Origin of the sequence: Anoxybacillus sp. LAT27 (assembly GCF_022030075.1) — a bacterium.
GTDB classification, from domain to species: domain Bacteria; phylum Bacillota; class Bacilli; order Bacillales; family Anoxybacillaceae; genus Anoxybacillus; species Anoxybacillus kestanbolensis.
Window position 1 is genome coordinate 1 of record NZ_JAIWYK010000435.1, and the last position, 21,210, is coordinate 21,210.

General features: G+C 41.6%; 36 protein-coding genes and 1 rRNA gene. 2 read left to right on the forward strand and 35 right to left on the reverse strand.

The window, feature by feature from the left end; genetic code table 11:
• Positions 1-147: ribosomal RNA gene (locus tag LD028_RS13510) — 16S ribosomal RNA — on the reverse strand; the annotation flags it as partial.
• Positions 148-413: 266 nt separating this feature from the next.
• On the opposite strand from LD028_RS13510, the gene pdaB reads away from it, so the two are divergent.
• Complete coding sequence (gene pdaB, locus LD028_RS13515) at positions 414-1,175, forward strand: polysaccharide deacetylase family sporulation protein PdaB (RefSeq protein WP_237812075.1); 762 nt, start codon at positions 414-416, stop codon at positions 1,173-1,175.
• A 16-nt stretch (positions 1,176-1,191) separates the two neighbouring features.
• On the opposite strand, the gene LD028_RS13520 is transcribed toward pdaB, so the two are convergent.
• Positions 1,192-1,788, reverse strand: coding sequence for a KinB-signaling pathway activation protein (locus tag LD028_RS13520; RefSeq protein ID WP_004888716.1), 597 nt, complete (start codon positions 1,786-1,788; stop codon positions 1,192-1,194).
• A gap of 128 nt (positions 1,789-1,916) precedes the next feature.
• Between LD028_RS13520 and gerD the strand changes: the two genes are divergently transcribed.
• Positions 1,917-2,516, forward strand: a complete 600-nt coding sequence (gene gerD / locus LD028_RS13525) for a spore germination lipoprotein GerD (protein WP_006322620.1) — start codon at positions 1,917-1,919, stop codon at positions 2,514-2,516.
• Positions 2,517-2,532: 16 nt separating this feature from the next.
• Here gerD and LD028_RS13530 read toward each other — a convergent pair whose 3' ends face one another.
• From LD028_RS13530 to rplV, 33 genes are all read right to left on the reverse strand, one after another.
• The gene (locus LD028_RS13530; RefSeq protein ID WP_237812076.1) at positions 2,533-3,540 is read right to left on the reverse strand and encodes an Mrp/NBP35 family ATP-binding protein; all 1,008 of its coding nucleotides are present in this window, start codon (positions 3,538-3,540) and stop codon (positions 2,533-2,535) included.
• 79 nt (positions 3,541-3,619) lie between these two features.
• The gene (gene cwlD / locus LD028_RS13535) at positions 3,620-4,318 is read right to left on the reverse strand and encodes an N-acetylmuramoyl-L-alanine amidase CwlD (RefSeq protein WP_237812077.1); all 699 of its coding nucleotides are present in this window, start codon (positions 4,316-4,318) and stop codon (positions 3,620-3,622) included.
• A gap of 462 nt (positions 4,319-4,780) precedes the next feature.
• Positions 4,781-5,185 carry a DUF2521 family protein gene (locus LD028_RS13540; RefSeq protein ID WP_237812078.1) on the reverse strand — a complete coding sequence of 135 codons (405 nt, stop codon included), beginning with the start codon at positions 5,183-5,185 and terminating at the stop codon, positions 4,781-4,783.
• A gap of 87 nt (positions 5,186-5,272) precedes the next feature.
• Positions 5,273-5,665 carry a 30S ribosomal protein S9 gene (gene rpsI / locus LD028_RS13545; protein ID WP_003397701.1) on the reverse strand — a complete coding sequence of 131 codons (393 nt, stop codon included), beginning with the start codon at positions 5,663-5,665 and terminating at the stop codon, positions 5,273-5,275.
• A 22-nt stretch (positions 5,666-5,687) separates the two neighbouring features.
• Positions 5,688-6,122 carry a 50S ribosomal protein L13 gene (gene rplM, locus LD028_RS13550; RefSeq protein WP_012573869.1) on the reverse strand — a complete coding sequence of 145 codons (435 nt, stop codon included), beginning with the start codon at positions 6,120-6,122 and terminating at the stop codon, positions 5,688-5,690.
• A 146-nt stretch (positions 6,123-6,268) separates the two neighbouring features.
• Entirely contained in the window at positions 6,269-7,009 is a 741-nt protein-coding gene (gene truA / locus LD028_RS13555; RefSeq protein WP_237812079.1) for a tRNA pseudouridine(38-40) synthase TruA, read from the reverse strand.
• 15 nt (positions 7,010-7,024) lie between these two features.
• Positions 7,025-7,822: an energy-coupling factor transporter transmembrane component T family protein gene (locus LD028_RS13560; RefSeq protein ID WP_077429971.1), complete on the reverse strand. Its 798-nt coding sequence runs from the start codon at positions 7,820-7,822 to the stop codon at positions 7,025-7,027.
• Entirely contained in the window at positions 7,819-8,688 is an 870-nt protein-coding gene (locus LD028_RS13565) for an energy-coupling factor ABC transporter ATP-binding protein (protein WP_237812080.1), read from the reverse strand. The genes LD028_RS13560 and LD028_RS13565 overlap by 4 nt, the downstream gene beginning before the upstream one ends.
• Positions 8,646-9,500 carry an energy-coupling factor ABC transporter ATP-binding protein gene (locus tag LD028_RS13570; protein WP_237812081.1) on the reverse strand — a complete coding sequence of 285 codons (855 nt, stop codon included), beginning with the start codon at positions 9,498-9,500 and terminating at the stop codon, positions 8,646-8,648. The genes LD028_RS13565 and LD028_RS13570 overlap by 43 nt, the downstream gene beginning before the upstream one ends.
• 113 nt (positions 9,501-9,613) lie before the next feature.
• A complete protein-coding gene (rplQ, locus tag LD028_RS13575; protein WP_003397694.1) occupies positions 9,614-9,976 on the reverse strand; it encodes a 50S ribosomal protein L17 in 363 nt (120 codons plus the stop codon).
• Positions 9,977-10,036: 60 nt separating this feature from the next.
• A complete protein-coding gene (locus tag LD028_RS13580; RefSeq protein ID WP_012573864.1) occupies positions 10,037-10,981 on the reverse strand; it encodes a DNA-directed RNA polymerase subunit alpha in 945 nt (314 codons plus the stop codon).
• Positions 10,982-11,149: 168 nt separating this feature from the next.
• Positions 11,150-11,539, reverse strand: a complete 390-nt coding sequence (gene rpsK / locus LD028_RS13585; RefSeq protein WP_003397692.1) for a 30S ribosomal protein S11 — start codon at positions 11,537-11,539, stop codon at positions 11,150-11,152.
• A 25-nt stretch (positions 11,540-11,564) separates the two neighbouring features.
• Positions 11,565-11,930 carry a 30S ribosomal protein S13 gene (rpsM, locus tag LD028_RS13590; protein ID WP_003397691.1) on the reverse strand — a complete coding sequence of 122 codons (366 nt, stop codon included), beginning with the start codon at positions 11,928-11,930 and terminating at the stop codon, positions 11,565-11,567.
• 22 nt (positions 11,931-11,952) lie between these two features.
• Positions 11,953-12,066 (reverse strand): 50S ribosomal protein L36, encoded by a 114-nt coding sequence (gene rpmJ / locus LD028_RS13595; protein WP_000868344.1) that lies wholly within the window; start codon positions 12,064-12,066, stop codon positions 11,953-11,955.
• Between the two features lie 30 nt (positions 12,067-12,096).
• Positions 12,097-12,315, reverse strand: coding sequence for a translation initiation factor IF-1 (gene infA, locus LD028_RS13600; protein ID WP_003247618.1), 219 nt, complete (start codon positions 12,313-12,315; stop codon positions 12,097-12,099).
• A 98-nt stretch (positions 12,316-12,413) separates the two neighbouring features.
• Positions 12,414-13,160: a type I methionyl aminopeptidase gene (gene map / locus LD028_RS13605; protein ID WP_237812082.1), complete on the reverse strand. Its 747-nt coding sequence runs from the start codon at positions 13,158-13,160 to the stop codon at positions 12,414-12,416.
• Positions 13,160-13,810, reverse strand: a complete 651-nt coding sequence (locus LD028_RS13610; RefSeq protein WP_077429975.1) for an adenylate kinase — start codon at positions 13,808-13,810, stop codon at positions 13,160-13,162. Before LD028_RS13610 ends, map begins: the two co-directional genes overlap by 1 nt.
• A 59-nt stretch (positions 13,811-13,869) precedes the next feature.
• Positions 13,870-15,162, reverse strand: a complete 1,293-nt coding sequence (gene secY, locus LD028_RS13615) for a preprotein translocase subunit SecY (protein WP_012573862.1) — start codon at positions 15,160-15,162, stop codon at positions 13,870-13,872.
• A complete protein-coding gene (gene rplO, locus LD028_RS13620; protein ID WP_006322638.1) occupies positions 15,162-15,602 on the reverse strand; it encodes a 50S ribosomal protein L15 in 441 nt (146 codons plus the stop codon). The genes secY and rplO overlap by 1 nt, the downstream gene beginning before the upstream one ends.
• Before the next feature lie 14 nt (positions 15,603-15,616).
• Positions 15,617-15,805: a 50S ribosomal protein L30 gene (gene rpmD, locus LD028_RS13625; RefSeq protein WP_035020776.1), complete on the reverse strand. Its 189-nt coding sequence runs from the start codon at positions 15,803-15,805 to the stop codon at positions 15,617-15,619.
• A gap of 14 nt (positions 15,806-15,819) precedes the next feature.
• Positions 15,820-16,320, reverse strand: a complete 501-nt coding sequence (gene rpsE / locus LD028_RS13630; RefSeq protein WP_004888691.1) for a 30S ribosomal protein S5 — start codon at positions 16,318-16,320, stop codon at positions 15,820-15,822.
• Positions 16,321-16,339: 19 nt separating this feature from the next.
• Positions 16,340-16,702: a 50S ribosomal protein L18 gene (rplR, locus tag LD028_RS13635; RefSeq protein ID WP_009361496.1), complete on the reverse strand. Its 363-nt coding sequence runs from the start codon at positions 16,700-16,702 to the stop codon at positions 16,340-16,342.
• A gap of 32 nt (positions 16,703-16,734) precedes the next feature.
• Complete coding sequence (gene rplF, locus LD028_RS13640) at positions 16,735-17,274, reverse strand: 50S ribosomal protein L6 (RefSeq protein WP_006322642.1); 540 nt, start codon at positions 17,272-17,274, stop codon at positions 16,735-16,737.
• 29 nt (positions 17,275-17,303) lie between these two features.
• Positions 17,304-17,702 carry a 30S ribosomal protein S8 gene (gene rpsH, locus LD028_RS13645; RefSeq protein ID WP_003397680.1) on the reverse strand — a complete coding sequence of 133 codons (399 nt, stop codon included), beginning with the start codon at positions 17,700-17,702 and terminating at the stop codon, positions 17,304-17,306.
• A gap of 33 nt (positions 17,703-17,735) precedes the next feature.
• On the reverse strand, positions 17,736-17,921 hold the full coding sequence (gene rpsN, locus LD028_RS13650; RefSeq protein WP_003397678.1) for a 30S ribosomal protein S14: 186 nt from the start codon (positions 17,919-17,921) through the stop codon (positions 17,736-17,738).
• Positions 17,922-17,955: 34 nt separating this feature from the next.
• The gene (rplE, locus tag LD028_RS13655; RefSeq protein WP_077429977.1) at positions 17,956-18,495 is read right to left on the reverse strand and encodes a 50S ribosomal protein L5; all 540 of its coding nucleotides are present in this window, start codon (positions 18,493-18,495) and stop codon (positions 17,956-17,958) included.
• A 29-nt stretch (positions 18,496-18,524) separates the two neighbouring features.
• Positions 18,525-18,836 (reverse strand): 50S ribosomal protein L24, encoded by a 312-nt coding sequence (gene rplX / locus LD028_RS13660; RefSeq protein ID WP_012573859.1) that lies wholly within the window; start codon positions 18,834-18,836, stop codon positions 18,525-18,527.
• 36 nt (positions 18,837-18,872) lie between these two features.
• On the reverse strand, positions 18,873-19,241 hold the full coding sequence (rplN, locus tag LD028_RS13665; RefSeq protein WP_003397675.1) for a 50S ribosomal protein L14: 369 nt from the start codon (positions 19,239-19,241) through the stop codon (positions 18,873-18,875).
• 48 nt (positions 19,242-19,289) lie between these two features.
• Entirely contained in the window at positions 19,290-19,553 is a 264-nt protein-coding gene (gene rpsQ / locus LD028_RS13670) for a 30S ribosomal protein S17 (RefSeq protein WP_003397674.1), read from the reverse strand.
• A 25-nt stretch (positions 19,554-19,578) separates the two neighbouring features.
• The gene (gene rpmC, locus LD028_RS13675; RefSeq protein ID WP_003397671.1) at positions 19,579-19,779 is read right to left on the reverse strand and encodes a 50S ribosomal protein L29; all 201 of its coding nucleotides are present in this window, start codon (positions 19,777-19,779) and stop codon (positions 19,579-19,581) included.
• Positions 19,769-20,203, reverse strand: a complete 435-nt coding sequence (gene rplP, locus LD028_RS13680; RefSeq protein ID WP_003397670.1) for a 50S ribosomal protein L16 — start codon at positions 20,201-20,203, stop codon at positions 19,769-19,771. The genes rpmC and rplP overlap by 11 nt, the downstream gene beginning before the upstream one ends.
• Before the next feature lie 2 nt (positions 20,204-20,205).
• Positions 20,206-20,862, reverse strand: a complete 657-nt coding sequence (gene rpsC, locus LD028_RS13685) for a 30S ribosomal protein S3 (protein ID WP_003397666.1) — start codon at positions 20,860-20,862, stop codon at positions 20,206-20,208.
• A 3-nt stretch (positions 20,863-20,865) separates the two neighbouring features.
• Positions 20,866-21,207, reverse strand: coding sequence for a 50S ribosomal protein L22 (rplV, locus tag LD028_RS13690; RefSeq protein ID WP_006322652.1), 342 nt, complete (start codon positions 21,205-21,207; stop codon positions 20,866-20,868).
• Positions 21,208-21,210 lie beyond the last annotated feature (3 nt).

The following is a 21,210-nucleotide window of genomic DNA, read 5'->3' on the forward strand; positions in this document are numbered from 1 at the left end:
CCCCGTCTACAGGGCAGGTTGCCCACGTGTTACTCACCCGTCCGCCGCTAACGAATCAAAAGCAAGCTTTCGATTCGTCCGCTCGACTTGCATGTATTAGGCACGCCGCCAGCGTTCGTCCTGAGCCAGGATCAAACTCTCCATAGAAAGTTCATATCTCTAGCTTCTTTACGCTTTTCGCTTCGTTCAGTTTTCAAGGAACATCTTTGTCAAACAACGACTTCAGCATTTTAACACTTTTTTCACTTATCGTCAACCACATTTTTCGTTGCTGACGACGTTTATTAATTTAACATACATTTTATTTTGTTGTCAACATTATTTTTTCAAAAAATGTTCTCGTTATATTCATTGATCATATCATGTTATTTCTTGCATAAGATGGTGATAAAAAGGACAAGGGGGGACAAATGTTGAAGTTTTTTTATATACTCGACGGAAAAGAAATAAAAAAATGGCTTCTCATCATATCAATTGCCTTCGTCACAGCTTCGATTTTTTATATTCAACAGCTTGCAAGTGAGTTTGTATTTTCCACTGACCCTGGGCCGAAAGCCATTTACAAAGTCGAAAATAAAAACAATGAGCTCGCATTGACATTTGATATTAGTTGGGGAGAAACAAATGCGATACCTGTTTTAAACGTACTAAAAAAACATGGAGTGAAAGCTACATTTTTTCTATCTGCTTCTTGGGCTGAACGTCACCCACGCATCGTAAAAAAAATCGTAGATGATGGACACGAGATCGGGAGTATGGGTTATGAGTACAAAAACTATACTGAACTAGAGAGAGGGAAAATTATTCGTGACTTAGCTCAAGCTAAAAAAGTGTTTGATACGTTAGGCATTAAACATACCCCTTTCCTACGCGTGCCGACAGGAAATTTTAATAAAAACGTTTTGAAAGTTGTTCATTCTTTTGGTCATACTGTTGTTCATTGGAGTGTTGATTCAAAAGACTGGCTTAATCCTGGCGTAAATGCCATTGTTGAAAATGTGACAAAAAACGCAAAAGGCGGAGATATTGTGTTACTCCATGCATCAGACTCAGCGAAGCAAACCGCTCATGCATTAGAGCAAATTATCGTTTGGATGAAAAAAGAAGGATATAAAAGTGTGACCATATCCGATCTTGTCAATAACGCTCATATAAAAAGTAAAGAAATAAAATGAGGCAGCAAGCCTCATTTTATTTCCGCAAAAGTCGATGCAATGTAAGCAACTGATACGCATTACAAATCAATAACGGAAACAACATTAAATACAACCAATTTTCTTCGTTGATCCGCAATACCGGAAACCACTCAATCACCGTTACAACAACCATAAAAAATAACGCAGGAACAAACGCTTCTTTATTTGTCTCACGCATTTTTACATAGGCTACAACAAGTCCAAACAAAAAAATCAATAAAGCAACGAGTACATAGCTGACGATCGATTCGCCTTCTTTCGCAAACAGTTGGTAGCGAAAATAAACGAGATCAAATAAAACAAAAGCAATGAGAACAATTTGTACCGCATTCCATAGTCCGACAGATCGGAAAATTCCAAGTCCAAAACGATGAATCGTTAAGTATGCAAAAAAGCCCATTTGACTAATGACGCTAAAAATGAAACCTACACCAATAAGCCAAACGAGAACAGATAAAATTTCTTTTATCTCAAACGATGTGAAAAGATGTGCGTATTCATTCCATTTCACAACAAAGCCAACAATCCCCGTGCTTATTCCGCCGACAAACAACGTAGAAAAAAATAATTGAACCCACTTTCGACTGTTCACTTATGCAACCTCCACTTCTCAATATCCCTTTCAAAATTCTATCAACGAAATAAGAAAAATGCTAGCGAATATTTTTTCAAAGAACATTGAATATTAACAGTAAGGAAATTTGTTGAAAGGGGCCCTTGATGATGAATCGAACACTTTTGCTCCTCGTGTTTAGTTACGTATTAATGATGACAGGGTGTGCCCAGCAAGAAAAAACTCCTGCGCAACCCGATTACGACCAAACGAAAAAAATGGTCGTTGATATTTTAAAAACAGACGAAGGAAAAAAAGCAATTCAAGAAGTGATGAGTGATGAAAAAGTCAAACAACAGCTTGTTATGGATCAACAAATTGTAAAAAAAACTATCGAAGAAACATTAACCTCTGAAAAAGGAAAAGGGTTCTGGAAAAAAGCGTTTGAAGACCCAAAGTTCGCGCAAAGTTTCGCGAAAAGCATGCAAGAAGAGCATGAAAAATTATTAAAAGCGTTAATGAAAGATCCCGAATATCAAGCTATGATTGTGGACATTATGCAAAACCCAGAAATGAAAAAATTAATACAAACAGAAATGAAAAACAAAGATTTTCGAGCTCACTTACAAAAAGTCATTACAGAAACATTCAACAGCCCGTTATTTAAAGCAAAAATTGAAGACATCCTCATCAAAGCAGCAGAAGAAATGCAAGGCGATAAGAAAAAATCGGATCAAGAAGGATCAAGTGAAGATCAAACAGCATGAGGGGCGACTAAGCCCCTCACCGTAATTTTGCAATAATTTTTTTAGCAATATCCATATATACTTTTCCAATTGGATGATCTTCACCATATATAGAAGGAGCGAAATCCTCATCGTTCCAATCCGGCTGTCCAAGCGGCAGTTGCCCAAGTAAATCCGTCTGCAATTCTTCCGCTAATTTTTGGCCGCCCCCTTTTCCGAAAATATATTCTTTTTCACCGGTTGTTTTACTTTCAAAATAAGACATATTTTCGATAACACCAACAACTTCGTGATTCGTCCGAACGGCCATCGCCCCCGCTCTCGCTGCAACAAAAGCAGCCGTTGGGTGAGGAGTTGTTACGATGATTTCTTTCGATGTTGGGAGCATTGTATGCACATCTAACGCTACATCCCCTGTACCTGGTGGTAAATCTAATAATAAGTAGTCTAATTCTCCCCATTCCACTTCGTCAAAAAAGTTTTTTAACATTTTCCCAAGCATCGGTCCACGCCAAATAACCGGCGAGTTATCTTCTACAAAAAACCCCATCGAAATCACTTTTACACCGAAACGTTCAACGGGAATAATTTTTTCTCCACGAACAACCGGACGTTCTGTAATGCCCATCATATCCGGTACACTAAATCCATAAATATCTGCATCAATTAACCCAACTTTTTTCCCAAGCCGAGCAAGCGAAACGGCTAAATTGACGGATACGGTTGATTTTCCTACCCCTCCTTTTCCGCTCGCAATCGCTAAATAAACCGGTTCATTTGTTGTACGTTCCTCTTCAAACGGCAATTGGGCAAAACGAAGCCCGACAGAAGACGCTCCTGCGTCTTTTAAACGTTGCACAACGGTTTGTTGCACTTGAAGTTGTTCTGCCGTTCCTGTTTTCGCTAAAGCAATTTTTACACTTACTAGCCCTTTTTCTTTATTTATTTTAACTTCTTGAATTGCACCTGTTTCTTTAAACGTTTTTTTCAAAAAAGGGTCGTAAATCGTTTCGAGTAGCTCCACAACTTGTTTTTCTGTCAACATTGCACCTCACCAATCCTTATGTATTCGGTTTCACACTTTCAATATAACATAATTTTCTGGATAAAAAAATGAATCCTTCTCACTCAGAAGGATCACGTTCATTTGATACGTAACGTAAAATGCCTTTGTAAATCGAAGCCGCTAACTTTTCCTGATACGATGAAGACGTTAGTAGTTTTCGTTCTTCCTCGTTTGATAAAAAACCAATTTCAACTAAAGCCCCTGGCTTTTTAGCCATTTTTAATAAATATACCGTTTGAATGGGCTTCGCCAATCGATGTGTATTTTCCAAATTGACACGTAGCTCTTGTTGAATAAACTTAGCTAATCTTGCATTTTCCTCTAATGAAGGATAGTAAAAAACTTGTGCGCCTCTCCACTTCGGCGAAGGGATGGCATTTAAGTGAATACTAATGAAAAAATCTGCCTCTGACTCATTAACAAACTGCACTCGCCGTTGTAAGTCTTCTATTTTTCTTCGGCTATATCCTCTTGTCTGTTCGCTAGCTAAATCGTGATCTCCTTCTCTTGTCATTTGAACAAGCGCACCTTGTTGTTGCAAATAATCGCGTAATTTCAACACCACATGTAGCGCAATTTCTTTCTCCAAAACGTCTCCTCCAACCGCTCCTCCATCAGGTCCCCCGTGCCCTGGATCAAGGATGATAATTTTCCCCGATAACGGTAAACTCCATGCTTTCCATGAGCGATCATGGAGTACGTAAAACTGCAAAAAAAGGACAAAAACAATAAAAACAACGACAACACGTATTTTCATCCTATTTCGCGCAGGAGACTCCCACTTCAACGACCAAAGGGAGTAAGTGGGTGAGGAATGCGCGTTCCCCCCTTTCTTTTGTGTATGAGATAATAAAGGCGTGGAGAAAACCGTTAAATAAAGGCACTCCAATAACCGCCACTACTCGATGTATGGAGTTGGTTACAGGAAACGTTGTAACCGTAAAACATCGAGCGTAGGTCCGTCTGTTGTGTGTGGAAGCCAAGTACTGCCAACAGACACACCGAGAGAATCGGTAACGATGTAGGCATGACCTGCATCGTTGGGTAGTTGTCAACCTGCCCCTTGATGCAACCCCAAGTCAAGGAAGGAGGACAAAGTCCGCTCGCACTTCTGGGGAGTTGCAAGCCCCCACTTCAAGCGTTAGCTAAGTGGGGGTAGTTGACCCCTTCTCCTCCCCACTATTTATGTTATATGGGACAAGAGAGGAATTTAGAACAATTACTTTAAACGAAGACGTTGTCGACGTAGTCCTTTTCCGATTCCTTCTTTCCACCATTCATCTATGTAACGGGCACATACATCGTACATGTCGTCTCCGTATTCTTTCATATGCTCATACAATTCATAAATGAGTTGCGTATATTCATCAATACAACGTCCCCTCACCGCTTCCGTTGATTCACCATAATATATAAAACGACTATAATGCACTCCGATCAAATATGCTTCAATCGCCACATCAATACATATTGTTTCAATACATTCAGAAATAACAATGTATCGCTTCCAATACGTGCGCGTACGTTCCCACAGTTCACGATAAGAAAGATCGCGCAATGCATTTCGTTCATCAATCAGTTGCTTTTCTACCTTTTTTACCGTAAACGACGTAAGTATTCCCAACTTTTTATCCCTCCTCACACATATTGTCCACGTAAGAAGGAGAGATATACAAAAAAATCTCGGCAAATAATTGCCGAGATTTTTGAATTAACGTTTTGAGAATTGTGGTGCACGACGAGCGCCTTTAAGACCGTATTTCTTACGCTCTTTCACACGAGAGTCGCGCGTTAATAATCCTGCACGCTTTAATGTTTGACGATATTCAGGGTCAACTTGCAACAACGCACGAGCGATACCGTGACGAATTGCGCCTGCTTGACCTGTAAATCCACCGCCGCTTACGTTTACTAACACATCATAGCTACCGAATGTTTCTGTTAAAACAAGCGGTTGTTTTACAACTTCAACTAACGATTCATATGGAACATAATCACGAATGTCACGACCATTTACTATAATACGTCCTTCACCTGGAACGAGACGCACACGCGCAACTGAACTTTTGCGACGGCCTGTGCCGTAGTATTGTACCTGTGCCAAAATAATGCCCTCCTTTAATCAATTATCCACGAAGTTCGTAAACTTCTGGTTTTTGTGCTTGATGCGGATGTTCACTTCCGCGGTAAACGTGCAATTTTTTGAACATTTGACGACCAAGGCTACCTTTTGGAAGCATGCCACGAATTGCTCTTTCAAGCATTTGCTCTGGATAATTTGTGCGCATTTCAAGCGCTGTTCTTACTTTTAATCCGCCTGGATGTAAGCTGTGACGGTAGTATAATTTGTTTGTTAATTTTTTACCTGTTAATTCAACTTTCTCTGCGTTGATGATGATCACATGATCACCAGTGTCAACATGCGGTGTGTAAGTTGGTTTATGTTTACCGCGCAAAATTGCAGCAACTTCACTAGCAAGACGTCCTAACGTTTTGCCTTCTGCATCAACAACGTACCATTTACGTTCTACTTCATTTGGCTTCGCCATATACGTACGCATTTGTTTTCCCTCCTAAAATAAAAAATGAACAAGCGATATTTATTTCAACACGATTAATTTCCGGGGCTAATCGTGGGTTTAAAATACATACCATATGATATAATATCTCTTTCAACACCCAATGTCAAGAAAATGTTACACCTGGATTAGTTGTCATACGAAACATGCCACAAATAAAGACCGTGACCTGGGGCTGTCTTTCCCGCAACGCTTCGATTTTTCTGTTCCAAAATTGTTTTGATCTCTTCTGCGCATCGTTCTCCACGCCCGACTTCTAGCACTGTTCCAACGATAATGCGAACCATATTGTATAAAAAGCCATTGCCAACGAGACGGAAGATAAGCTCTTCTCCTTCCTGAACAACTTCCGCTTCATAAATTGTACGAACTTTATCATCCACTTCTGTTTTTGCTGAACAAAAACTCGTAAAATCGTGCGTTCCGATTAAATAACGAAGGGCTTCATTCATCGCTGGGACACTAACATCATACGGATGGTGATAGACGTAATGGCGTAAAAATACGTTTTTCTCTCCTATCCAGACACGGTAACGATATTCTTTCTTTTTCACACTAAACCGCGCATGAAAAGAAGAAGGTACCTCGCTTGCTTCTTTCACAATGACATCATCGGGAAGGAGCGCATTTAGCGCTTTCGGCCATTTCTCATCTGGAATAGACAGCGGTGTGTCAAAATGAATCACCTGTCCATATGCATGGACCGTAGCGTCCGTCCGTCCTGACGCATATACGCGAACAAATTGTCCCTTATGAATGATCGAAAGCGCACGCTCAAGCTCTCCTTGTACCGTTCGCTTTTGTTGTTGAATTTGGTACCCCGCAAAATGCGTACCATCGTACGCAATAGTGCATTTGATTCTTCTCATGATGTTCGCTCCTTTTTATGAACGAAGTAACCATAGCAAAATAGCCAATAGGCCAAGCAAAAGCATAAAAGCTGTATCTATTCGTCTCCATGTTAACTCGCGCCATTTTGTTCGATTTCGGCCGCCCCGATATCCGCGTACTTCCATGGCAATAGCCAGCTCTTCTGCTCGTTTAAAGGAGCTAATGAATAGCGGAACGAGCAACGCCGTCATCGCCTTCATCCGTTCTGATAGCGGTCCGCTTGAAAAATCGACACCGCGGGCCGTTTGAGCTTTCATAATTTTTTCGGTTTCTTCCATCAATGTTGGGATAAAGCGAAGGGAAATCGACATCATTAACGCTAGTTCATGCACAGGTATATTCCACTTTTTTAACGGTGAAAGCAACGACTCCATACCATCTGTCACTTCAATCGGCGTCGTCGTTAACGTCACTAGTGTTGTAACAACAATGAGAAGTAAAAAGCGCAACGAAATAAACGTCCCCTGTTGAATCGCTTTATCGTACACTTCGATCCCAAGCCATTGGAAAACGATCTCTCCTTCTTTTGTTAACAATACATGAAGAAGAAATGTGAATACGATAATCCATAAAACTGGCTTTAACCCTTTCACCATAAATGAAAATGGGATGCGTGATAAAAGCAACAACACACATGTGAAAAAGGTCAACAATCCGTATGTCCAGCCGTTATTAGCAAGAAACACAATGAATACATATATAAACATGAACAACAATTTCGTGCGTGGATCAAGACGATGAATAAGAGAATCTCCGGGAACATATTTTCCAATAATCATACTGTTCATCATATGCGCTTCACCTTATTAAATAACGTTTGTAAGTTTGTAACGACATCTTCTATCGTCAAACATGGGGTGTGAAACTGCACACCGAATTTTTGTTCGATTGCCCGCTGAAACAAAACCGTTTCAGGGACATCTAACCCGAGGTTTATTAAATCATCGACGTGTTGGAAAATATGTTCAGGTGTTCCTCTTCGCACAATCGTTCCTTGATGCATCACGATAATGTCATCCGCATAGCGTGCTGCCTCTTCCATGCTATGTGTAACAAGCACAATCGTCATTCCTTTTTGTCGTTGGAGTTGTGCAAACATATCCATCATTTCTTTTCGCCCACGAGGATCTAACCCTGCAGTAGGTTCATCTAACACGAGTACCTCTGGGCCCATTGCTAGCACACCCGCAATAGCCACCCGACGCATTTGCCCACCGCTCAAAGCAAATGGGGATTTATGTCGCACGTCTTCTGGCAATCCGACAAGCGCTAACCACTCACTAACGCGAGCTTTCGCCTCCTCTTCTGTCATTCCAAAGTTCATCGGTCCAAAACAAATATCTTTTTCTACTGTTTCTTCAAATAGTTGATGTTCAGGAAATTGAAACACAATGCCTACTTTTTTCCTTAAAGGCTTTAACTGTTTTTCTTTTTTTCCTGCTGTAATTGTACAATTGCCAAGATGAACCGTCCCTTTTGTCGGTTGAAGTAAACCGTTTAAATGTTGTAAAAAGGTGGATTTTCCTGATCCGGTATGACCGATCACCGCAACATACGAGCCGCTACGAATGTTAACATGAATATCGTACAGCGCTCGCTTCTCAAAAGGGGTATTTATTTGGTAGCGATGTTCGACATGGCGGAATACAATGTCCATAATTCACTCACCAACCCCTCTATTGTCAAATGATCGGTTGTAATCGGAATACGATTGTCCTTCAACCGTTGACTTAGTTGCAGCGAAAACGGTAAGTCTAACCCCATTTCTTCTAACTTCGTCCCATGCGCAAAAATATGTTTAGGTGTTCCCTCTATTGCGATCTTTCCTTTATTCATGACAATCACTCGGTCGGCTTTTGCCACTTCATTTAAGTCATGAGTAATTGAAATAACCGTCATATCGTGTTCACGACGAAGTGATCGGATCACTTGAAGCACTTCTTTTTTGCCATTCGGATCAAGCATCGATGTTGCCTCATCTAAAATAATGATATTTGGTTGAAGAGCAATGGCGCTTGCGATCGCCACACGTTGCTTTTGTCCACCTGACAGACGATGTGGTTCATCATTAACGAAATTTTCCATACCTACTTTTTGTAACGCTTCTTTTATGCGCTTTTCCATTTCATGTTTTGGTACGCCGCGATTTTCAAGACCGAAGGCAACATCATCTTGAACAGTCGTTCCAACAAACTGGTTATCTGGATTTTGAAATACAATACCTAATCGCTCACGTACGTCCCATACCGTTTCGTCATTTAATGGAATCCCACATACGTGAATCGTGCCGCTTGTCGGTGGTAGCAATCCAATTAACAACTTTGCAAGCGTGGACTTCCCTGAGCCATTATGTCCGACAATCGTTACCCATTCGCCTTTGTGCACTTGAAACGACACGTTTTGCAGGGCATGTGTTTGTTCATTTGCATATTGAAAACTCACATGTTCTACACGTACTGCAACTTCCACGTCTCTCTCCTCATCTCTTCTGAATTTTCTTACTCTCTACTCTACTACAAAAAAGAAAACAAAAAAAGGGCATAGATCCAGTTCAAAAACTGTCTCGCCCTTGTAAAAACGTATTAAACTAGTTCAATAATAACCATTGGCGCACCGTCACCACGGCGTGGTCCAAGTTTCATAATGCGCGTATAACCACCTTGACGGTCTTGGTAACGAGGTGCGATGTCGCTAAACAATTTTTGAATCGCATCTTGACCTGTTTCTGTGTTTGCGACTTCTTTGCGTACGAATGCAGCCGCTTGACGACGTGCATGCAAATCGCCGCGCTTTCCTAATGTAATCATTTTTTCTACAACAGAACGCAACTCTTTTGCACGAGCTTCTGTTGTTTCAATTCGCTCATTAATGATTAAGTCTGTCACTAAGTCACGAAGCAATGCTTTACGTTGAGAGCTTGTGCGTCCTAATTTTCTGTAAGACATGTGATGTCCCTCCTTTATTTCACTTTTAACATGAAAATGCCTAGTTAACCAAACGCTTAACTAGTCATCTTTACGTAAGCTTAATCCTAGCTCTTCTAACTTCGCCTTTACTTCTTCAAGCGACTTGCGGCCTAAGTTGCGCACTTTCATCATATCTTCCTCTGTTTTTTGCGCAAGCTCTTGTACTGTATTAATGCCAGCACGCTTTAAGCAGTTGTACGAACGAACAGAAAGATCAAGCTCTTCAATTGTCATCTCGAGCACTTTTTCTTTTTGATCTTCTTCTTTTTCGATCATGATTTCAGCGTGTTGCGCTTCATCTGTTAAGTTCACAAAAATGTTTAAGTGCTCTGTTAAAATTTTTGCCCCTAGTGAGATTGCTTCTTTCGGGCCGATGCTACCATCTGTCCACACGTCGATCGTTAACTTGTCGTAATTTGTCATTTGACCGACGCGCGTATTTTCGACTTGGTACGATACGCGCGATACCGGCGTATAAATGGAATCGATCGGGATAACACCTATCGGTTGATCCTCGCGCTTGTTAGCGTCAGCTGGTGTGTACCCACGTCCGCGTTTTGCTGTCATTCTCATCCGTAAACGACCGTCTTTTGCTAATGTAGCAATCTGAAGGTCTGGATTGAGAATTTCTACATCGCTATCGTGAGTAATGTCGGCAGCTGTAACGACTCCTTCACCCTGTACATCAATCTCAAGCGTCTTTTCTTCGTCCGAATAAATTTTTAGCGCTAGCTTTTTAATGTTTAAAATGATCGTTGTTACATCTTCCACGACGCCATCAATTGTTGAAAACTCGTGCAATACACCATCTATTTGAACAGATGTTACAGCGGCACCAGGGAGTGAGGATAACAGGATACGACGTAAGGAGTTACCCAAAGTTGTACCATATCCACGCTCAAGTGGTTCAACGACGAATTTGCCATATTTGGCATCCTCGCTGATTTCAACCGTTTCGATTTTCGGCTTTTCAATTTCCAGCATTCCTTTAACCCTCCTTCAAAACGTCGAAACCCCGATTAAACCGATGACAGCTCAATCGAAATTCCCCCATGAATAAGTTCCCGAATGTGCACAACAACTGTTTTTCATTTCCCTGTAAGAATGACTATATCCCATTATTGACACATACGCAAATTCTATACAGAGAAATTAAACACGACGACGTTTTGGCGGACGGCATCCGTTATGTGGAACCGGTGTAACATCTTTAATTGCTGTAATTTCTAATCCAGCCGCTTGAAGTGCACGAATCGCTGCTTCACGACCAGCACCTGGACCTTTTACGTTTACTTCAACAGTTTTCATGCCATGCTCCATTGATGCTTTTGCAGCAGCTTCTGCAGCCATTTGTGCAGCGAACGGAGTAGACTTACGAGAACCTTTGAAGCCTAACGCACCCGCACTTGACCAAGAAATTGCATTTCCATGAACGTCTGTAATTGTGACGATTGTGTTGTTAAAAGTCGAACGGATATGAGCGATACCAGATTCAATATTCTTTTTTACACGACGTTTACGCGTATTCGTTTTACGTGCCATTCGTTCATGAACCTCCTTTACTTAATTATTTTTTCTTATTCGCTACTGTACGACGTGGACCTTTACGTGTACGAGCATTGTTTTTCGTATTTTGGCCACGAACTGGCAATCCGCGACGATGACGAAGACCACGGTAGCAACCGATCTCCATTAAACGCTTAATGTTTAAAGATACTTCACGACGAAGATCTCCTTCTACTTTTAAGCGATCTACAATTTCGCGAATTTTTCCTAATTCTTCTTCTGTTAAATCGCGAACGCGAGTGTCTTCAGATACGCCAGCTTCTGCTAAGATTTTTTGTGCAGTTGCTTTACCGATTCCGTAAATGTATGTTAATGAAATGACTACACGTTTGTCACGAGGAATATCTACACCTGCAATACGTGCCATAATTTGTACACCTCCTCAAGTTTTATCCTTGTTTTTGCTTATGCTTTGGATTTTCACAAATCACCATAACTTTTCCGCGTCTGCGAATGACTTTGCATTTTTCGCAAATCGGTTTTACAGATGGTCTAACTTTCATGTGAACTTACCTCCTTGTTCGTGCGGAGTGTTATTTATATCGATACGTAATTCTTCCACGTGTTAAATCGTAAGGTGATAATTCCACCGTCACTTTATCACCTGGTAAAATGCGAATAAAATGCATACGAATTTTACCTGAAACGTGAGCTAAAACAGTATGACCGTTTTCAAGTTCCACTCGGAACATGGCATTAGGCAACGTTTCAACGACTGTACCTTCCACTTCAATTACATCGTCTTTCGCCATTGAACGGCTCTCCCTTCTTTTTTGAAATGAGTAACATGTTCAACTAACACGACCAGTTTAAAGCTTACGATGCGCATCCGCAAAGAAGGTTAAAGCGTTCAAAGTGTTGTTAAAATTTCATATCCCGTCTCAGTAATCGCAATCGTATGCTCGAAGTGAGCACAAAGTTTGCCATCTACTGTGACGACCGTCCAATTATCTTCTAACGTGCGAACATAACGGGTTCCTGCATTCACCATTGGTTCAATGCATAGAACCATTCCTGGCTTTAACCGCGGCCCTTTGTTTGGTGGACCGTAATGTGGAATTTGCGGATCTTCATGTAAGTCTTGACCAATTCCATGCCCAACATACTCACGCACAACCGAAAAGTTATGCGTCTCGACATACGTTTGGATCGCATGAGAAATGTTCGTTAACCGTGCGCCAGGTTTCGCTTCTTCCAATCCGCGATACAACGATTGCTCTGTCACTTCTAAAAGCTTTTTCGCCTCTTCGGAAATGACGCCAACCGGATATGTCCAAGCCGAATCGCCATGATATCCATTATATTTTGCGCCAATATCGATGCTAATAATATCTCCTTCGCGAAGCACACGGTCTCCCGGAACGCCATGAACGAGTTCTTCGTTTACGGACGTACAAATGCTCCCTTGGAATCCATTATATCCTTTAAACGAAGGAATTGCATCATGTTTGCGAATGAACGTTTCAGCAATATGATCGAGCTCTCTTGTCGTTATGCCTGGCTCGATATATTTTTGTAATTCTTGATGAGTTAAGGCAACAATTCGGCCAGCTTCACGCATAATTTCAATTTCGCGTGGGGTTTTGCAAATGATCATTATTGTAAGCCCCCAAGTAATTCACAAATGTCAGCAAACACTTGATCGATGTGTTGTTGTCCGTTAATGTTGCGCAAGTACCCTTTTGCTTCATAAAAATCGAGCAACGGCTGCGCTTGTTTCATATTAACTTCAAGACGATTTGCTACGGTCGCTTCATTATCATCTGCACGTTGATACAACTCTCCACCACATTTATCGCAAACACCTGCTTGAGCTGGCGGATTGAATACGAGATGATATGTTGCGCCACATTCTTTACAAATGCGTCTGCCTGTTAAACGTTCCATCAAAATGCTTTTATCTACTTCAATGTTAATGACGTAATCAATCGAACGATTTAACTGTTGAAGAAGTGTTTCTAACGCTTCTGCTTGAGCAACCGTTCTTGGAAAACCGTCAAGCAAAAATCCGTTTTGGCAATCGTCCTTGCTTAATCGCTCACGAACAATGCCGATTGTCACTTCATCTGGAACAAGATCGCCACGATCCATGTACGACTTCGCCTGTAAACCGAGCTCTGTCCCTTCTTTGATCGCTGCTCGAAACATATCCCCAGTAGAAATGTGAGGAATTTTGTATTTCTCAACGATTTTTTCTGCCTGTGTCCCTTTTCCGGCACCCGGCAGTCCCATCAATACTAAATTCATCAATTTCTCCCCCTCAGCTCTGTATGAGGTAGAGGGAATAAAATTCCCAACACCTCTTTTTATTTAATAAAGCCTTTATAATGGCGCTTCACTAATTGGCTTTCTAGCTGCTTCATCGTCTCCAAAGCAACGCCGACGACGATTAGCAAGCTCGTTCCTCCAATTTGAGCAGAAGGCGGCAGTTTAGCGAACTCGATAAAGAAGACAGGAAGAACAGCGATTGCTGCTAAAAATAGAGCTCCGACGAAAGTTAATCGATACAAAACGCGTGTAATGAATTCTTGCGTGTTCTTTCCTGGACGAATGCCTGGAATATAACCACCTTGCTTTTTCAAATTGTCCGCCATTTGTTCTGGATTAACTTGAACAAACGCATAAAAATACGTAAAGGCAACAATTAAAGCGACGTATATGATCATCCCAACTGGTTGCGTGTAGTCAAAAACTTTTTTAATCCATAATGTTACATCATTCGAGCCGAAAAACGATGCAATCGTCGGTGGAGTAATAATAAACGACACCGCAAAAATAACCGGAATAACACCTGCCGGATTCACTTTTAACGGAATGTGCGTCGAATGACCACCTACTGGACTACGTCCTTCTAATCGCTTCGCATATTGAATCGGAATTTTCCGAAACGCTTGTTGCATATAAATGACACCAACGATAACTGCAACGACTGCTAAAGCGACTAACAAAACTGTCACGATACGTAAAAACAGCTGATCACCAGCATTTTCAAACTGCTGAACGTAAATTTGGTTAAGCGTTGTTGGGATACCAGACACAATCCCTGCGAAAATTAAAACAGAAATACCGTTCCCAACACCTTTCGCGGTAATTTGCTCACCGAGCCACATTAAAAAGGCAGTCCCTGCTGTTAAAACGAGCGCAATAAGCAAATATGTCGGAATGCCTGGGTTTTTAATGAGCACACCACCAGACATATTATGAAACCCATAAGACATAGCGAACGCTTGGATAAACCCAAGCACAATTGTAAAGTAGCGAGTAAACTGAGCAAGCTTACGGCGGCCTACTTCCCCTTGTTTCGACCATTCCGTAAATTTAGGAACAACATCCATCTGTAATAGTTGTACGATGATGGATGCAGTGATGTATGGCATGACGCCCATCGCAAAAATCGAGAAATTTTTCAAGGCGCCGCCACCGAATGTGTTCAATACGCCAAAGGCATTGAACTGGTCTTGCATTTTTAGTACGTCTGCATTCACGCCCGGCACAGGAATAAACGTACCGATACGAAATACAATGAGCATAAGAAGGGTGAACAAAATTTTTCTTCTTATATCACCCACGCGCATAAAATTGGAGATTGTTCGAAACATTAAATCACCTCAGTTGTACCGCCAGCAGCTTCGATCGCTTCTTTTGCAGAAGCAGAGAATTTATGAGCTTTTACTGTTAATTTTTTCGTAAGCTCACCATCGCCAAGAACTTTGATGCCTGCTTTTAGCTTGCTTACTACGCCTGTTTCAAGCAGCAATTCTGGTGTTACTTCTGTACCGTCTTCAAAGCGATTTAATGCTTCAAGGTTAACGATCGCATATTCTTTACGATGAATGTTTGTAAAGCCGCGTTTTGGTAAACGACGGAATAAAGGCGTTTGACCACCTTCAAAGCCAATGCGTACGCCGCCACCAGAGCGCGCGTTTTGCCCTTTATGTCCTTTACCAGAAGTTTTTCCGTTACCAGAGCCGATACCACGACCAACACGGTTGCGTTCTTTACGGGAACCCGGTGCTGGTTGTAATTCATGTAGCTTCATGCCGAGGCACCTCCTTATTCTTCTAATTCTTTTACTGTTACAAGGTGAGAAACTTTATTGATCATTCCACGAATGGCTGGATTGTCGTTATGAACAACTGTTTGATGCAATTTTTTCAAACCTAATGTTTTAACCGTCACGCGTTGGTCTTGCGGACGACCGATTACACTGCGAGTGAGGGTAATTGCTAATTTTTTCGCCATCATTTTTCCCTCCCTTATCCTAACAGTTCCTCAACTGTTTTACCGCGCAATTTTGCTACCTCTTCAGCCCGTTTCAACTGTTTCAAACCGTCGATTGTTGCGCGCACCATGTTAATTGGTGTGTTGGAACCGATTGACTTCGATAAAATATCGCTAATACCTGCTAACTCTAATACCGCACGCGCAGGACCACCAGCGATAACCCCAGTACCTTCAGATGCTGGTTTTAAAATGATTTCACCTGCACCGAAATGTCCGATCACTTCATGTGGAATAGTTGTACCAACGATCGGCACAGTAATTAAGTTTTTCTTCGCGTCTTCAATCGCTTTGCGAATAGCATCTGGAACTTCTTGTGCTTTTCCAGTTCCGAAACCGACATGACCGTTTTTGTCACCAACAACGACTAACGCAGCGAAACGGAAACGACGTCCACCTTTTACTACTTTAGCTACGCGGTTAACGGCAACAACGCGTTCTTCTAGTTCAAGTTTATTTGGATCAATGCGACGCATCTCTGTCCCTCCTTCTTAATTAGAATTGTAATCCAGCTTCACGAGCAGCGTCTGCAAGTGCTTTAACACGTCCATGATATAAATATCCGCCACGGTCGAATACAACCGATGTGATTCCTTTTTCAAGTGCACGTTTAGCAATTAATTCGCCCACTTTTTGAGCTGCTTCAACATTGCCTGTTGATTCTAAGTCGAATTCTTTATCTAACGTTGACGCGCTAACAAGCGTCACGGCCTTCATATCGTCAATAATTTGTGCGTAAATGTGTTTGTTTGAACGGAACACATTTAAGCGTGGACGTTCCGCAGTTCCTACTACTTTACGACGAACACGAGCGTGTCTTTTTTTGCGAACTGCATTTTTATCAAGCTTAGTGATCATTCGTGTCACTCCTTTCATTTACCTAAGCAGCATTATTTCTTACCTGTTTTACCTTCTTTACGACGTACAACTTCGCCTTCGTAGCGAATACCTTTTCCTTTATAAGGTTCTGGTGAACGAACGGCACGAATGTTTGCTGCTAATTCACCAACACGTTGTTTGTCCGCACCTTTAACGATAATTTTTGTTTGTGAAGGAACTTCGATTTCAAGCCCTTCTTCCGGTTCGATTTCAACAGGGTGAGAGTATCCTACGCTTAATACAAGCTTTTTACCTTGTTTTGTCGCACGGTAACCGACACCGACAAGCTCAAGCGCACGCTCATAACCTTTTGAAACACCTTCAACCATGTTTGCAAGCAAGCTACGAGTCGTTCCGTGAAGCGCACGATGATGTTTCTCATCGCTTGGACGCTCAACTGTTAAAACGTTACCTTCTAATTTAATGACCATATCTGGATGGAACGTACGAGTAAGTTCACCTTTCGGACCTTTTACAGTAACTGTGTTACCGTTTAATGTAACTGTAACACCAGCTGGAATTTCCAATGGTTTTTTACCAACACGTGACATGTACTACACCTCCATTCGTTGCAAAATAATTACCAAATGTATGCTAACACTTCGCCGCCAGTACGTTTTTGACGTGCTTCTTTGTCAGTTAAAATACCTTGAGACGTTGAAAGAATCGCAATTCCTAAACCGTTCAATACGCGTGGTACTTCATCAGCTTTCGCATATACGCGCAAACCAGGTTTGCTGATGCGTTTAAGACCTGTAATTACGCGTTCGTTATTTGGACCGTACTTTAAGAAAATTCGAAGAATACCTTGTTTGTTATCTTCAATGTATTCGACATCACGAATGAAACCTTCACGCTTTAAAATTTCAGCGATTTCTCTTTTGATTTTTGAAGCAGGAACTTCAAGTTTCTCGTGACGCACCATGTTCGCATTACGAATGCGAGTAAGCATATCTGCAATTGGATCTGTCATCACCATTATGTTTTACCTCCTTCCCAACTCATGGGTTTATTACCAGCTTGCTTTTTTCACACCAGGAATTTGACCTTTATACGCTAATTCACGGAAACAAATACGGCAAAGTTTAAATTTGCGATATACAGAGTGTGGACGTCCACAACGCTCACAACGAGTGTACGCTTGTACTTTAAACTTTGGTGTGCGTTTTTGTTTCGCGATCATTGATTTTTTAGCCACGTTTTCGCCTCCCTCTTTTTACGAATGGGAATGATTATTTTTGGAATGGCATACCGAGCAATGTAAGTAATTCACGAGCTTCTTCATCTGTTTTCGCAGTTGTAACGATAACGATGTCCATACCGCGAACTTTGTTTACTTTATCGTAGTCAATTTCAGGGAAAATTAATTGCTCTTTTACACCTAATGTGTAGTTACCGCGTCCATCGAACGATTTTTTAGAAACGCCACGGAAGTCGCGAACACGCGGTAAAGAAACAGACACGAGCTTATCGAAAAACTCGTACATGCGCTCACCGCGAAGCGTTACTTTTGCCCCGATTGGCATTCCTTCACGAAGACGGAAACCAGCGATTGATTTTTTCGCGCGTGTAACAACTGGCTTCTGACCAGAAATTAATGCGAGTTCTTCTACTGCATTATCTAACGCTTTTGCGTTTTGTACCGCGTCACCAACACCCATGTTGATAACAATTTTTTCGATTTTTGGAACTTGCATTACAGATTTATAGTTAAACTTGCTCATAAGAGCAGGAACAACTTCGTTTAAATACTTTTCTTTAAGGCGGTTCATTTGAGTACCTCCCTTCCTCAGTCACTTCATTATTTGTCTAAAATTTCACCAGAACGTTTCGCATAGCGAACTTTTTTACCGTCAACCACTTTGTAACCAACACGAGTTGGTAATCCTGTTTTTGGATCAAGAGGCATTACGTTTGATACGTGGATTGGCGCCTCTTGGTTGATGATGCCGCCTTGTGGATTTGCTTGAGAAGGTTTTACGTGTTTTTTCACGATGTTTACACCTTCAACAAGCACTCGGTTTTTCTTTGGAAACGCAGCAAGAATAACGCCTTGTTTGCCTTTATCTTTACCAGAGATCACTTGTACTTTATCACCTTTTTTTACATGCATCTGAATCGCACCTCCTTAAAAGGCTTTCCCTTTTCATTAAATCACTTCTGGAGCTAAAGAAACGATTTTCATAAAGTCTTTTTCACGTAGTTCGCGAGCAACTGGCCCGAAAATACGTGTACCACGTGGGCTCTTGTCATCACGAATGATTACGCAAGCATTTTCATCAAAACGGATGTAAGAACCGTCTGTACGGCGCACACCGCGTTTCGTACGAACGACAACCGCTTTAACGACTTGACCTTTTTTAACAACGCCACCTGGTGTTGCATCTTTAACTGTCGCCACAACGATGTCGCCAACGTTCGCATAACGACGACCAGAACCACCTAGCACTTTAATGACAAGCACTTCACGTGCACCAGAGTTATCAGCAACTTTCATACGAGTTTCTTGTTGAATCATTGACGAAACCTCCTTTCGGATTTGTATCCATCATCCCGAACATATTCATTAAACAATAACAGCTTTTTCGACTACTTCAACAAGACGGAAACGTTTTGTCGCAGAAAGAGGACGTGTTTCCATAATTTTTACGATGTCGCCCACTTTTGCTACGTTGTTTTCGTCATGTGCTTTATATTTTTTCGAATACTTTACGCGCTTGCCGTAAAGAGGATGCTTTTTATAAGTTTCTACAAGAACCGTAATTGTTTTATCCATTTTATCGGAAACAACACGGCCGACGAGAACTTTACGATTGTTGCGTTCACTCATTGTGCGAACCTCCCCTCGATTTCAATTATTTATTAGCAGCGATCTCTCTTTCGCGAATAACAGTTTTCATACGCGCAATCGCTTTGCGTACTTCACGAATACGAGCAGTATTCTCTAATTGACCTGTTGCCAATTGGAAGCGAAGGTTGAATAACTCTTCTTTCAACGCTTTAATTTTTTGTTCAATCTCGGCAGTGGTAAGTTCACGAATTTCTTTAGCTTTCATTTGATTCACCACCAATTTCTTCACGTTTTACGAATTTACATTTGATTGGAAGTTTGTGAGAAGCAAGACGTAATGCTTCACGAGCCACTTCTTCAGAAACTCCCGCGATTTCAAACATTACTTTACCAGGTTTAACAACAGCTACCCAACCTTCTGGAGCACCTTTACCGGAACCCATGCGCACTTCAAGTGGTTTTGCTGTGTATGGTTTTGAAGGGAAAATTTTAATCCATACTTTACCGCCACGTCTCATGTAACGAGTCATCGCACGACGAGCAGCCTCGATTTGACGGTTTGTAATCCACGCTGGCTCTAATGCTTGTAAGCCGTACTCACCAAAATGTACTTCCGTACCGCCTTTTGCACGACCTTTCATGCGACCGCGATGTTCACGACGATATTTTACGCGTTTTGGCATTAACATGATTAATTTCCTCCTTCCTCAGTTTTCTTTTTCGTAGGAAGGACTTCTCCACGATAAATCCATACTTTCACGCCGATTTTTCCGTATGTTGTATCCGCTTCTGCTGTTGCGTAGTCAATGTCAGCGCGAAGAGTATGAAGTGGAACTGTTCCTTCGCTATAATGTTCTGAGCGAGCGATATCTGCTCCACCTAAACGACCAGATACCATCGTTTTAATTCCTTTAGCACCTGCACGCATTGTGCGTTGGATCGCTTGTTTTTGCGCACGACGGAATGATACGCGGTTTTCGATTTGACGCGCGATATTTTCCGCAACAAGTTTTGCTTCTAAGTCTGGCTTTTTAATTTCAACGATGTTGATATGAACACGTTTGCCAGTTAATTCGTTTAACGCTTTACGAAGCGCTTCAACTTCAGATCCACCTTTACCGATTACCATTCCTGGTTTCGCCGTATGGATTGTAATATTTACACGATTTGCTGCACGCTCGATCTCAATGCGAGAAACAGCTGCATCGCTTAAGCGCTTTGTGAGGTATTCGCGAATTTTAAGATCTTCGTGTAAAAGGTCCGCGTAATCTTTCTCAGCGTACCATCTTGATTCCCAATCACGAATAATACCAATGCGAAGACCGATTGGATTTACCTTTTGACCCACTGATTATCCCTCCTTCTTTTCTGAAACAACGATCGTGATATGGCTTGTGCGTTTGTTAATTGCGCTCGCACGACCTTGTGCACGAGGACGGAAACGTTTCAATGTTGGTCCTTCGTTCACATAAGCTTCTGTAACAACAAGTTTGTTCACGTCCATATCATAGTTGTGTTCTGCGTTTGCCACTGCAGATTTTAATACTTTCTCGATAATCGGAGAAGCAGCTTTTGGCGTATGGCGAAGAATCGCAACTGCTTCACTCACTTGCTTTCCTCGAATTAAATCAATCACTAAACGAGCTTTACGAGGAGCAATTCGAACCGTTCTAGCAACAGCTTTAGCTTGCATAAA

What these genes read in the sequence shown, in the direction of transcription:
- map (WP_237812082.1), bottom strand. Translation starts at nt 13,160, where the DNA reads ATGATCATTTGCAAAACCCCACGCGAAATTGAAATTATGCGTGAAGCT.
- rplX (WP_012573859.1), bottom strand. Translation starts at nt 18,836, where the DNA reads ATGCATGTAAAAAAAGGTGATAAAGTACAAGTGATCTCTGGTAAAGAT.
- LD028_RS13565 (WP_237812080.1), bottom strand. Translation starts at nt 8,688, where the DNA reads ATGGACATTGTATTCCGCCATGTCGAACATCGCTACCAAATAAATACC.
- cwlD (WP_237812077.1), bottom strand. Translation starts at nt 4,318, where the DNA reads ATGAAAATACGTGTTGTCGTTGTTTTTATTGTTTTTGTCCTTTTTTTG.
- rplR (WP_009361496.1), bottom strand. Translation starts at nt 16,702, where the DNA reads ATGATCACTAAGCTTGATAAAAATGCAGTTCGCAAAAAAAGACACGCT.
- secY (WP_012573862.1), bottom strand. Translation starts at nt 15,162, where the DNA reads ATGTTTCGAACAATCTCCAATTTTATGCGCGTGGGTGATATAAGAAGA.
- rpsH (WP_003397680.1), bottom strand. Translation starts at nt 17,702, where the DNA reads ATGGTGATGACAGATCCAATTGCAGATATGCTTACTCGCATTCGTAAT.
- rpsM (WP_003397691.1), bottom strand. Translation starts at nt 11,930, where the DNA reads ATGGCACGTATTGCAGGTGTAGATATTCCTCGTGACAAACGTGTAGTC.
- rpsK (WP_003397692.1), bottom strand. Translation starts at nt 11,539, where the DNA reads ATGGCACGTAAAACGAATACGCGTAAACGTCGTGTAAAAAAGAATATT.
- LD028_RS13530 (WP_237812076.1), bottom strand. Translation starts at nt 3,540, where the DNA reads ATGTTGACAGAAAAACAAGTTGTGGAGCTACTCGAAACGATTTACGAC.
- LD028_RS13610 (WP_077429975.1), bottom strand. Translation starts at nt 13,810, where the DNA reads ATGAATTTAGTATTGATGGGACTGCCGGGTGCCGGAAAAGGGACACAG.
- rplF (WP_006322642.1), bottom strand. Translation starts at nt 17,274, where the DNA reads ATGTCACGTGTTGGTAAAAAACCATTGGAAATTCCAGCTGGTGTTACA.
- truA (WP_237812079.1), bottom strand. Translation starts at nt 7,009, where the DNA reads ATGAGAAGAATCAAATGCACTATTGCGTACGATGGTACGCATTTTGCG.
- gerD (WP_006322620.1), top strand. Translation starts at nt 1,917, where the DNA reads ATGATGAATCGAACACTTTTGCTCCTCGTGTTTAGTTACGTATTAATG.
- rplV (WP_006322652.1), bottom strand. Translation starts at nt 21,207, where the DNA reads ATGCAAGCTAAAGCTGTTGCTAGAACGGTTCGAATTGCTCCTCGTAAA.
- rpsE (WP_004888691.1), bottom strand. Translation starts at nt 16,320, where the DNA reads ATGCGTCGCATTGATCCAAATAAACTTGAACTAGAAGAACGCGTTGTT.
- rpmD (WP_035020776.1), bottom strand. Translation starts at nt 15,805, where the DNA reads ATGGCGAAAAAATTAGCAATTACCCTCACTCGCAGTGTAATCGGTCGT.
- rplQ (WP_003397694.1), bottom strand. Translation starts at nt 9,976, where the DNA reads ATGTCTTACAGAAAATTAGGACGCACAAGCTCTCAACGTAAAGCATTG.
- rplN (WP_003397675.1), bottom strand. Translation starts at nt 19,241, where the DNA reads ATGATTCAACAAGAAACTCGTATGAAAGTTGCTGATAACTCTGGTGCA.
- rpmC (WP_003397671.1), bottom strand. Translation starts at nt 19,779, where the DNA reads ATGAAAGCTAAAGAAATTCGTGAACTTACCACTGCCGAGATTGAACAA.
- infA (WP_003247618.1), bottom strand. Translation starts at nt 12,315, where the DNA reads ATGGCGAAAGACGATGTAATTGAAGTGGAAGGTACAGTCGTTGAAACG.
- rpmJ (WP_000868344.1), bottom strand. Translation starts at nt 12,066, where the DNA reads ATGAAAGTTAGACCATCTGTAAAACCGATTTGCGAAAAATGCAAAGTC.
- rplP (WP_003397670.1), bottom strand. Translation starts at nt 20,203, where the DNA reads ATGTTAATGCCAAAACGCGTAAAATATCGTCGTGAACATCGCGGTCGC.
- rpsQ (WP_003397674.1), bottom strand. Translation starts at nt 19,553, where the DNA reads ATGAGTGAACGCAACAATCGTAAAGTTCTCGTCGGCCGTGTTGTTTCC.
- LD028_RS13560 (WP_077429971.1), bottom strand. Translation starts at nt 7,822, where the DNA reads ATGATGAACAGTATGATTATTGGAAAATATGTTCCCGGAGATTCTCTT.
- rplO (WP_006322638.1), bottom strand. Translation starts at nt 15,602, where the DNA reads ATGAAGCTACATGAATTACAACCAGCACCGGGTTCCCGTAAAGAACGC.
- rplE (WP_077429977.1), bottom strand. Translation starts at nt 18,495, where the DNA reads ATGAACCGCCTTAAAGAAAAGTATTTAAACGAAGTTGTTCCTGCTCTT.
- LD028_RS13580 (WP_012573864.1), bottom strand. Translation starts at nt 10,981, where the DNA reads ATGCTGGAAATTGAAAAGCCGAAAATCGAAACGGTTGAAATCAGCGAG.
- rplM (WP_012573869.1), bottom strand. Translation starts at nt 6,122, where the DNA reads ATGCGTACGTATATGGCGAAGCCAAATGAAGTAGAACGTAAATGGTAC.